The following is an 11960-nucleotide window of genomic DNA, read 5'->3' on the forward strand; positions in this document are numbered from 1 at the left end:
TGATGAGCATCAATAACTAATTATGGATTAGGAAAAGTCATTCCATTTAGTATCTGAGTTTACACTTTGCCGTAAACACGTGCGATATAATTTCCATTCAAAAACTGTTTTGGATTAATTTGGCTTTGCAAGACAACTCCGCTAAGAGAATTTTCTAACAATAGTTGAGCTGCTTGTACTAATGCTACTGCCGTAGTGGTTTGGATGGCTCTCAATTGATGTTTACCAACTATTTGTGGACGTATGCATTTTGCAATTTCTTTTCTTCGCAATATTCCAGTTGCATCTTTACCTTCTACCGCTGCATATAAAATAATTTTATCGTCTTCAATATGAGGAATTATAGCTTCCATTTTTTCTTGAAGGCTTTTAATTGCCTCAGGCGTATTTCCTAAATTAGTAAGTTGTTCTTGAACCCAAGCATAATGCCCGGGATGGCGCAAGGTTTTGTAATCAAGAGCACATACCTTTCCTAGTAGTGCGTTAGGCAAATCTGCTGCACCACCTGAGGTAAGATCCTCTTCATAAGCAATGCCATCAATAATAATAGTTGCTCTTTGTGACAATGATGGCAGTGTCGTTTTTTTAAAATCCCTTAAGACGATGGTTTCTTTCAGATATTCTGTAGCTACACCCACTGGACTCCATGTAAATCCATAATAATGTGGGGCAACAGCATGATTAGTCAGAGCACCCACTTTCATTTCCAGTTTATCTGCTTTGTCTATTTCAAAGTCAATGCAAAACTGTTGAAAAAGTCCATTGGCCAACAAGTTGATGTAGCCGGGAGCGAGACCGGTTTGAAGGATAAAACCAGTTTTGGCATCTTTTGCCAAAACCATTATTTCTTCGGTTTCTGAAACATATTCTGTGAGGTTGGCGTAGTGTAGGTTAAAATCTTTGGCAAACTTTGCTATTCTAGGTGCTTGGCTACCCGGAAGGCAGTCGAGAATGATATCTCCTTGACGCAAGATTATTTTCATTTGATCTGTTAAGCCATTTTCAACGAGGTGGAAGTCCTTAATGAAACTGGGTTTTGTTGTTCCTTCTTGAATCCAATTTGCTACTTTTTTTGCTTTTGAATGGGTTTTGTCACCAATAAACAGGGTAGGGGCTACCTCACTCCATTCCATTAGTAACAAACCAACAGCTTCAGCAATTCCGCCGGCTCCAGCAATAATAATATTGTGATGCTTTTTCATCTATTAAAGGTACTGTTTTTTCTTGATTTAGAATTTGTGATCGTATAGTAATTTGTTGATTGTGGAAATGAATTTCCTGTCAAGGATAGCAATGAAAAGCCCGTAAAGGAAGAGGCTTTTTATAAAACAAACCCCAAAACAGCGACCAAAGGAAGCTCGTTTTGGGGTTATGTTTTATGGGCAACTTCCTGCGGACTTGCAGTGTATAGCCTGCCGGACAGTATAATAATGAAAGGTGTATTATTGTTATTATTTAGGTGATGGTATTTTCATTATTTAAATGATCTGTTTTTTATAATTTTAGTGATAGATATGTAAAGTGTTTATGATGGAAAATTAAAAGAAAATGATGAAGATAATATTATTTACTTTTCTTCAAGGCCTCGATTAATTCAGCCAAATCGACCACACCGTAAGTCGATGAATAATCTGATACGGCATACGGCAATATAAGGCTGTTATTGTGAATAATAGAACCGCAGGAATAGACTACATTAGGGACATATCCTTCTCGTTCATCTTCCAGGGGTGAGAGTAGGGGTTCTTTTAGTCTACCAATTTCTTTAGAAGGATCGTCAAGATCAAACAGTGATGCGCCTATGCAATATCTTCTCATAGCTCCGACACCATGAGTAATAACCAACCAGCCTTCTTTAGTCCACAGTGGTGATCCACAATTTCCAATTTGTGTAAATTCCCAAGTGTAACGAGGTTCTTGGAGGATAACAGGATTATTCCATTGCGTAGCTCTGTCAGAATACATCAGGTAATTGTTTACACCATCAATTCTGGATAGCATAGCGTACTTGCCCTTTATTTTTCTAGGGAATAATGCCAGATTTTTATTTTGAGCACCCGCTCCGTATAAAGGCATTACACGAAACGTGTAAAAATCTTCAGTAGAAATAAGTTTTGGAAGAATGACATGACCATTATAAGCAGTATAAGTTGCCATTACTCTATCTGATTGGTCATCATCCACAAAGCGCACAAAACGTGCGTCTTCGATACCACGACTTTCAGAATCAGATATCGGAAAAATAACACGCTCCGTGATATCGGAATCGTGTTTGAATTGTAAATCATAAAACGAATCTGTCAACCACATTACTTCTTCGAGTGCTGTTCTTCTTTCCTGACGAATCATTGGATCGCTTAATGCTTTATTTACCACATTTTTTAATGCAGCATACTCAAATTCATCCGGTAGGTCTTGCATAATGCGGGTTGAGTATTTATCTGAAGTATGCATCTCTGCCAATTTCATCAAAAAACGTTCTTTGTTGTATAATGATTTGTGAACAATTTCGGCCTTATCAATGTTATTCCCAATTTTCATTACATGGAGATCATTGTTTTTATCCAGGATTCCCCTTCTAAAAACAATAGAGGATATATGTCCCTCACCAGTGGCCCGGAAAGAAATAATGACCCGTTTTTCTCCTTTTTCGAGGTCTGATTGATCAAAATCTTCTACTATTGAAGGATTGAAAAAAGCGGCAGATTCTATAGCATACTCCATTGTACAGTAAGAACCAATGAGCATTTTTCGTTCATCAGAAAGCCTGTCATAGTTGATTTGCATTCCTTCAATTATTCCTTTAATTTTTTCGCAATGGGCGAAGAATATGCGTGAAATATTTCGATGACGTCTGGCAAATTCCCGAAGTGTATGCTCTAGTGTATCTATAACTTGTTTTTCATCCAACATCATTATGCGACTCACCATTTGTTGGGTTCTTTGATCGCCATTCATAAAATATCGGGCAACAACTCTCCTGGTATCAGGTGTGAATATTATATTTTTTCGCATTACAGGTACTCGCATAGTTTTATTTTATAAATTATAATAAAATAAGTGCCCCTTTTTATTTAGAGATAAAAAGGCGTTTAGATATTTTACTTAATAGTTCGGCTCTAATTTTAAATGACACAGCAGCCATTTTTTTTGAAATATATCGATTCTGGTTTTGAGGTGCTCTTTTTCTAAACTTATTTAAAGCATTTTTTAAACCAAGATAAAAAGGTTGATTCACTTAATAAATTAGGATTTTGGAGGCTCAAACTTCAATTAAGTCATTAATCCAAATTTACAAAAATAATAATGAAATAAGTGTTAATCTTTGATTTACAGTATTTAAAAAAAAATGAATGATAAACGAAATAAAATTAAAACAAAATGAGCTCGATATTGTATCGAGCTCATTTTGTTTCAATTAATTGAAAATTTTATCTAAACTTTTAGGTGTAGTTTAGAACAATCTATATCTTTCTTTTATTTATTAATTCATTCAATAAGGAAAGAGATTTTTCCCATTTTTGTAGATTAAAAAAGTACAGATTACTATATTTGGTTATAATGTTTTGATGTCTCAATTGAAAATCATCATTCATTTCATAGTTCCAATTATTATCTCTAAAAATAGTTTCAAAATTAAAGACATTCCCCACTAACATTTTATAATCATAAACTAATTCTTGGTGCGCTTTAGAATTAAGTATGGGTTTGATTTCGGCATTATAAAAAGCCATGGCCGTTTCGTTTACAGCCAATCCTTTTTCAATCCAATGTTGCTCTAAAGAATCTTCTTCATATTTGAAAAAATCAGTGATGAGTTTGTCCGAAAACCAATCGGGCAATTTAACGTTTGGTTGAATAGTATTTATATTCAATTGCAATTGCGAATTGGGAATCATCGAGGAATTGAATAAATACCATTCCGAATCCACAATTAAATAAATGAGTTTTCTGGTTTTGAGTTTGGCCAACCAAGTTCTATAGCGAACAGGAGTTTTAAATAATCCCGGGTCAATGACCATTTTACGTACTTTATTTCCTATTCTAACTTGTAAGACTGGTGCTACATGATATCCCCAATCAATTTTTCCGTTAGGAGAAATATTCTTTTTATCGGCAAACGAAATTAAGCGAGAACTGTTTACAGAATAAACCATTGGTGCAAATGCCCAAATTTTAGCACACAGATAACCTTTAGATTCTAATAGTAAACTGATATAATGAGAAATATTATGGCAATTAGCTTGTTGGTAACCAAAAGGAAGTCCAGATTGGATAATTTCTGCAAATAAATCGTTTGCTGTATTTAGATCTATAATAGATGCTTTTCTAGCCGTTAAAAGGGGGTGTTTTTTTGTGATAATATTAAATTAAAGGTATAACATCTACTTCTACTTTTACTTTATGCTCGCCAGAGCTAAAAATAATTCCTTTTAGTGGCGATACATCGGCAAAATCTCTTCCGTATGCCGTTACAATATGCCGTTGTTGTGGAATCATATTGTTAGTGGGATCAAATTCACACCAACCCATTTCTGGAATATAAACAGAAATCCAAGCATGTGAAGCGTCCGAACCTTCTAGTTTTATTTTACCCTTTGGAGGCAAAGTTTCGATATATCCGCTTACATATTTTGCAGGAATACCAACACTGCGCAAACTGGCAATAGCCAAATGAGAGAAATCTTGACAAACGCCTTTTCGTTCTTTGAGAACTGTTTTTAGCGGTGTATTGACATTGGTGGAACCGGATTTGAATTGAAATTCAGTATATATTTTTTTAATTAAATCCAGGATAGCTTCAAAAAGAGACACTTCTGGAATAAGGCAGGTTTTGGCAAAAGCCTCTATTTCTTCGTCCCAATTGATAAATTGACTTGGTAATAAATACTGAAGAACTTGAATTTTGATTGGAAGATCGGTTTGAAATTTTATCCTAGCTTGCTCGCAGGTTATTGGATTTAATGGTTGTATTACATTGTTTAATACTTCAATCTCGCTGGAAACAGTAACCTTTAAAGATTTATGCGATTCGTGGAGTGAAAAATAATGTTGGATATTTCCAAAATAGTCTGTACGAGAATATACTTTTGAAGGTTTAGGTTCAATCTCTAATTTGAAATTTTTACAAATTTGTTTAGCAGAATTTCGGGGTTGCAGGCACAATATACTTTGGTAATTGTGAACCTCGTTTACATACGTATACAGCGTTTTATGTTTTAATTTATATTTCATCAGAATCACTATTTTCTAGGGTGTCTAAAATGGAATGTTGTATCACGGAATGATTAAAATACAAACTGGATAAATTGTTAGAAACATTACAAATCAGTTCAAAAACTTTGGATAGCGTTTCGTCTAATTCAGGACGAAATTGTGTGTCATCGTCCACTTGTATTAGTTTATCGGCATCAATTAGTTTGACAAGTGTACTGGCTTCCAAAGCTGATTTTTCGGCGATACTCAATCGATTTGGTTCTTTGGATTTAGGTAATTTTGAGAGATAATTTGAAAGAGTGTCTAATAAAAAGGCAAGTGTATAAGGTAAATTTTTCTCCAAAAATACCATATTGATAACGGCTTTCAAACTTAAATGTGATTTGTAAATATTTCGATATTGTGCTAATAAATGATGGTTTTCTAAAACAGCTTCCATCAAAACTGCTTCTTCTTCCTCGTTTTTTTTATAATTCAGAGTAGAACGAAAAACCGATATTAAAGATAGTATGCGTTCTACATTTTTACCTGTTTCAAGTAAATAAAAACCATTATCTCTAGGTAATGTTTCATAAATATTTCCATAAAAAGAAAAAAGACGAATATGCAATTTATCCAAAGCGTGGTTTACATAATTGATATTATCGGTATTGGTTTTTTTAAGTGTCAATAAGCTATCCTCAACTAAATTAATAATGCGTCTAGTGTCATCATTCCACTTTTCGCTGACCTGATTAATAGTATTCAGCAACGATTGTATATTATACACCACAGAGCCTGCAATATTTGGATTGTTAATTAAGAGTAACAATTCTGTAATTGGGTTTTCAAAAATAGGTTCATTATCAAAATCTTCTCCTTCTTTTCCAACAAATCCTGGATAGGTTTGTGTAAGATGTGTTAAAGATTTTAATAGTACAACTAAAAATTCAGGTTGTTTATTTGCGTTTTTAGTTACATTTTCATTGAGTCTATTCAGGATTATTTTTAAAAAACTACGAAGTGCCATTGTTCTTTCGGATAAGCGGCCTACCCAAAATAAGTTTTCGGCATTCCTGCTCGTCAAAGAATTATTCAGTTGATTGTTGTTGTTTTTTTGTTCAACAGACTTTTCATGATATTCTTTTGGTATATCAGAAATAATCCAAGTGTCTTTTGAAATCCCTCCCAATTGGTTCGAAATCTCAAACTTATCTTTAACAGCAGAACTTCTTGTTAAACCTCCTTGCATTACTTTGTAATCAGCACCTTCAGCCACCAAAAAAGCGCGTAGTGCAGCATATCGCGGTTCAATCGCTCCATTAATAAAGGCTGGTGTAGTGGATAAACTCACTTCTTGTTGGGCAACAAAATCTTTGGGACTTTTGAGAATTAGGCTTTTTAAATCTTCCAGCTGTTCCTCATTCAATAAGCGACCATAAATGGATCTAAAACCTTGTTTTCTATTGGTTTTTTTTACGATTAATTTGGGTAAATTGGCTAAGACAAAGTTTAATTCTTTTGCTTGTCCGCACCACCACGTAGCCACAGAACTTATCAATAATGGTTCGTTGAGAAGGAATTTGCAGGCATTTTGCATAAATGCCATCAGGCCATAATTTTCTAAAATACTAGTTCCTGGAGGATTCATCACTGCTACATTTCCTAAACGAATGATTTGTAATAAACCAGGAATTCCCAATAATGAGTCTTTTCGTAATTCAAGCGGATCGCACCATTCATCATCCAATCGTTTGATAATAACATCTACACGTTCGAGCTGGTCAATTGATTTTAGCCACACAAAACCATCTCTAACCAATAAATCATTTCCTTGTACTAAAGTATAACCAAGATAAGACGAAAGGTAAACGTGCTCAAAATAAGTTTCGTTTCCAGGACCTGGAGTCAAGAAAACTACATTTGGATTTTCATTAGAATTATTTCCAAGTGAGTCAACGGTTTGTTGCAGTTGACTAAAATAAGGGGAAAGTCTTTTTCGATATGTTTTTTTGTTGAGTTCAGGAATAACTTTACTCATTACAATTCTGTTTTCGAGTGCATATCCTGCTCCAGAAGGAGCTTGGGATCTGTTGTCTAATAACCACATTTTTCCGTCTGGACCACGAGCCAAATCAACCGCATAATTGAGTAATTGTTTGTCGTGTTTTTGTCTGATGTCAAAACAAGGCAAGAGGAAACCCGAATTGTCAAAAACCAATTCAGCTGGAATGATGGCGTTTTTAATCAAGAGTTGAGGCCCATAGAGGTCTTTTAAAATCAAATCCAATAATTGAGCCCTTTGGATTAGTCCTTTTTCAATAGTTTCCCATTCGGATTCGTGAATCAGAAACGGAATGGGATCTAGTTTCCAAGCGCGATTCGATTCTTTATTAGAATCGTAAACATTATAAGTAACTCCGTTTTCCTTTAATTTTTTTACAATTTCTTGATTACGAAATTCTAATTCTTCAATACCAATAGATTCCAAAGTATCAAAAAGTCCCTTCCAATAGGGCTTCACTTGACCGTTTTGGTCAAGAACTTCGTCGTAGGAATTAATTTTTTCTTTATATGAGTTGAGTAGTCCCAATGAAATATTTTGAATCATTTGTTAATGGTGAATGAATTACGTTTTATAGTCTTGCAAAATACTTGTTTTTAATGGGAACAACAATTAATTATTAAAAATAAGCTGTTATTCGGTTTTAAAATTAGTTAATTCATTATTTAAATTTTATTAAATCTGCCGAATCTACAAGATCTGCATGGCAATATTTTTACACAGATTGTGCGGATTTACTCAGATTTTCTTTTTTTAAATATTAAATATTGTTAGTTCTAGTGATTGTGCTTTGTTGAAATAAACTATTGTTTTTTTGCTACCCAATAATGCCTCAAATCTAAAGTATTCGGATATTCAGGATTAACTAATTCTATGGGCGTATCCGGTTTTAAATTGGTTTTGTTTTGTGCCACAAATCTAGAAGCTGTTGGTGTATTAATAACCGGTGCACTTTGTTCAGAAATAGTTGAAGGCGTATGTCCAAAATCCCAAAAACGACTTATTTTTCTTGATTCGGCTTCATAACTATTCACAGGATACGTTTCAAAACTTCGACCTCCGGGATGCGAAACAAAATAGGTACAACCACCAATTGATTTGTCATTCCAAGTATCTACAATATCAAAAACTAAAGGCACATCTACGCCAATATTAGGGTGCAATGCTGATGGTGGATTCCAGGCTTTATACCGAATTCCAGCCACATATTCGCCTTTGGTTCCTGTACTTCTCAAGGGGATTCTACAGCCTTTACACAATAAAATATGACGTTCAGGTATAATTCCGGATACTTTTACCTGTAATCTTTCGAGAGAAGAATCTACAAAACGAGCCGTTCCATTGCTGGACAATTCTTCGCCCAAAACGTGCCAAGGTTCTATTCCCAAACGGATTTCCAATTGAATATTATCAACTGTAATACCTCCATGATGCGGGAATCTAAATTCAAAAAAGGGGTCAAACCACGAAATGTCAAAATCATAACCCGCTTCTTTCAAATCGTTAACCACATCAATCATATCGAGATAAGCAAAGTGCGGCAACAAGAATTTATCGTGCAATTCAGTTCCCCAACGCACTAGTTTTTTCTCATACGGGTTTTTCCAAAATTTCGCTACCAAAGAACGAACCAATAGGTTTTGAACCAAGTTCATGTGTTTATGTGGCGGCATATCAAAAGCACGTAATTCTAATATTCCTAAACGTCCAGTTGAAGAATCTGGCGAATACAATTTGTCGATGCAAAATTCGGTTCTATGTGTATTTCCTGTTATGTCAGTCAGTAGATTTCTAAAAATGCGATCGACCATCCAAAAAGGAATGTCTTTGTCTTTCGGAATTTGTTCAAAGGCAATTTCCATTTCATACAATCGTTCGTCTCGACCTTCGTCAATTCTGGGTGCTTGACTCGTTGGGCCAATAAATGGTCCTGCAAAAAGGTAACTCAAAACGGGATGATGTTGCCAATAGGTAATCAAACTACGCAACAAATCAGGTCTTCGCAACAACGGACTATCTTCTGGTTTTGCCGCTCCTAAAGTTACGTGATTTCCTCCGCCTGTGCCGGTATGTCTACCATCAACCATAAATTTATCGGTTCCCAAACGAGAAAGAAAAGCTTCTTCGTATAAAGCGGTGGTATTGTCCACGATTTCTTGCCACGATTTGGCTGGATGCACATTGACCTCGATAACGCCAGGATCTGGAGTTACCATCATTTTTTCGATGCGATAATCGGTTTCGGGCTGGTAGCCTTCGATTCGAACAGGGATTTGCAATTTTTCGGCAGTTTTTTCTACCGAGGCAATCAAGTCTAAATAGGTTTCTAAATAATCTGTTGGCGGTAAGAAAACATAAATAATTCCGTCACGTTCTTCTACGCACATTGCGGTCGAAAAAGTCTCCACTTCAAATAATAAGGGTTCCTTTTCTATGGTTTCTTCTTTCGATTTTGAAGAAACATCTGCTTTATAAGTTGCCGAAGCACTGCCATATCTTTCGTCCAAAGATTGATGATAATCTCCTAATGGGGGTAACTCTTCGAATAAGCTTCGGGAAACGGGTTGTTCTCTTTTATTTTTAGACACTTTTGGCAAAGATTCCAAAGGCAAACGCAAGCCAATAGGGGAGTTGCCGGGAATCAAATAACATTGTCCTCTTCGGAATTCCCAAACACAGCTGACCCAATTTTTGGTGGTGTGAATCCATTTTAGAGGCAACACAAAACCCGAAGGATTGTTCAAGCCTTTTTCCAATAATTTAGCAAGTGTATGGCGCTGAATAGAATCTTTTAGATTTACAGCAAGCGGATCAAGGTTAACTGGCAATTTTCCTTCTTCCAAAGCCCAATAAATAGGATCTTCATAGGTAGGATTTATATTTTTGATGTCAATGCCCAAGTATTTTGTCAGTTCAATGGCAAAACGTTCGGCATCGTGAAAAGTGAATTTTTCGCCCTCTTCTTTGGCAATCAGAGCGTCATTTTTCCATAACGGCAATCCATCCTTTCTCCAGTATAAAGCATATTGCCAACGCGGAAATAATTCACCGGGATACCATTTTCCCTGTCCAAAATGAAGCAATCCACCGTGAGCAAAACGACCTTTTAATCGAAGTGCTAAATCATAAGCGAGTTTGCGTTTCAATGGGCCATCAGCAGTAGAATTCCACTCAGGAGATTCAAAATCATCGATAGAAACAAAAGTAGGTTCGCCTCCCATTGTCAATCGAACGTCACCTTCAATCAAGTCTTTTTCGACATCATTCCCCACCTTCATAATGTTTTCCCATTGCTGTTCAGTGTATGGTTTGGTCACTCTTGGATCTTCGTGGATTCGGGTTACGGTATTGTCAAATTCAAATTCCACTTGGCAAACTTCACTCGCACCACTTACTGGAGCAGCACTTTCAAAATCGGGTGTACAACACAAGGGAATATGTCCTTCGCCGGCAAAAAGTCCAGAAGTTGGATCGAGTCCAATCCAGCCTGCTCCGGGTAAATAAACTTCTACCCAAGCGTGCAAATCGGTAAAGTCATTTTCAGGACCTGACGGACCGTCAAGTGATTTTATGTCAGAGGTTAATTGAACCAAATAACCCGATACAAATCGAGCCGCTAAACCAATGCTGCGCAATGCCTGAACCAATAGCCAAGCAAAATCACGACAAGAACCGCTTTGAATTTCAAGCGTTTCTTCGCAGGTTTGCACGCCTACTTCGAGACGGATATTGTAGTTTAAAGTTTGAAATACCAATTGATTGGCGAAAACCAAAAAATCAACAGTTATTAAGTCTTTTTTCGCAGTCAATTGTGACACAAAGTTATCAAATCGGAAACCTCGCTCATTTTCCCTTACTTCGAGATAAGGCCATAATTCTTTGTGTAGTTTGTTTTCGTATAGGAAAGGGAAGTTTTCAGCGTATTCTTCTATAAAAAAGTCAAAAGGATTGATGACTTCTAGTTTCGCAATTACCTCTACTTCAACTCGCAATTCGGTTGTTTTTTCGTTAAAAACCACTCTCGCCTGATAATTTCCAAAAGGATCTTGTTGCCAATTGATAAAATGATTTTCGGGATAAATTTTGAATGAATAACCTTCAATAGAGGTTCTGGAATGAGCCGCTGGTCTAAGCCTAAAAATGTGAGGAAATAGTTTTACACTTCGATCAAATTTATAAGCTGTTTTGTGTGAAATGGCTATTTTTATGGACATAAGGAAGTGCTTTTTTTATGTTATTTGATTAATTCAAATATTGAAAAAAAAACACCATTTATCGAATTTATATGATAATAATAAGGGCGTTTTATCTATAAATACCTTTAAAATGATAATTTACGGTTTTTATTTTAAGAATAATTCAAATTGAAGGTAAAACTAACAAAACAAATGTGCTATGTTATGAAGTAACTATTTTTTTATTAAAATTAATTTCAAAAATGTAGCGTAACTTAATGCGCAGTTTTTATTGGCCTATCCAATGTAAAGCTGACAAATTATGCTGCTTTTTGATATAAAATGGGTGTTGTTTTGATTTATGCTTATAGCAGTTAGTAGGATATTAGTTTTAAAAAAAGGGATTCTTGTAATTCATAATTACATACCAATCTTTTTCTCTTGTAAATAATGCCAATCTTATTTTAGTACTAATTTTTTAATACAATTACTTTTTGATTTGCAATAAGTGTATGAAAGCTAAT

At 35.3% G+C, this 11960-nt stretch carries 6 protein-coding genes; all 6 read right to left on the minus strand.

Annotated features, from left to right (window positions below):
* Positions 1-59 precede the first annotated feature (59 nt).
* Complete coding sequence (locus tag T410_RS12185; protein ID WP_035672102.1) at positions 60-1202, minus strand: saccharopine dehydrogenase family protein; 1143 nt, start codon at positions 1200-1202, stop codon at positions 60-62.
* A gap of 361 nt (positions 1203-1563) precedes the next feature.
* Positions 1564-3030, minus strand: coding sequence for a glycoside hydrolase family 130 protein (locus tag T410_RS12190; protein WP_035672104.1), 1467 nt, complete (start codon positions 3028-3030; stop codon positions 1564-1566).
* Between the two features lie 434 nt (positions 3031-3464).
* On the minus strand, positions 3465-4364 hold the full coding sequence (locus tag T410_RS12195; protein WP_202963257.1) for a protein-glutamine glutaminase family protein: 900 nt from the start codon (positions 4362-4364) through the stop codon (positions 3465-3467).
* 1 nt (position 4365) lies between these two features.
* On the minus strand, positions 4366-5235 hold the full coding sequence (locus tag T410_RS12200) for a transglutaminase family protein (protein WP_035672109.1): 870 nt from the start codon (positions 5233-5235) through the stop codon (positions 4366-4368).
* Positions 5225-7807: a circularly permuted type 2 ATP-grasp protein gene (locus T410_RS12205; RefSeq protein ID WP_035672112.1), complete on the minus strand. Its 2583-nt coding sequence runs from the start codon at positions 7805-7807 to the stop codon at positions 5225-5227. Before T410_RS12205 ends, T410_RS12200 begins: the two co-directional genes overlap by 11 nt.
* Before the next feature lie 257 nt (positions 7808-8064).
* A complete protein-coding gene (locus T410_RS12210; protein WP_035672115.1) occupies positions 8065-11475 on the minus strand; it encodes a DUF2126 domain-containing protein in 3411 nt (1136 codons plus the stop codon).
* Positions 11476-11960: the final 485 nt, after the last annotated feature.

Origin of the sequence: Flavobacterium sp. 83 (genome assembly GCF_000744835.1) — a bacterium.
Classification (GTDB): Bacteria; Bacteroidota; Bacteroidia; order Flavobacteriales; family Flavobacteriaceae; genus Flavobacterium.

Bases quoted from the DNA above. Each gene is read 5' to 3' on its own strand.
- T410_RS12185 (WP_035672102.1), bottom strand. From the start codon at position 1,202: ATGAAAAAGCATCACAATATTATTATTGCTGGAGCCGGCGGAATTGCT.
- T410_RS12190 (WP_035672104.1), bottom strand. From the start codon at position 3,030: ATGCGAGTACCTGTAATGCGAAAAAATATAATATTCACACCTGATACC.
- T410_RS12200 (WP_035672109.1), bottom strand. From the start codon at position 5,235: ATGAAATATAAATTAAAACATAAAACGCTGTATACGTATGTAAACGAG.
- T410_RS12205 (WP_035672112.1), bottom strand. From the start codon at position 7,807: ATGATTCAAAATATTTCATTGGGACTACTCAACTCATATAAAGAAAAA.
- T410_RS12210 (WP_035672115.1), bottom strand. From the start codon at position 11,475: ATGTCCATAAAAATAGCCATTTCACACAAAACAGCTTATAAATTTGAT.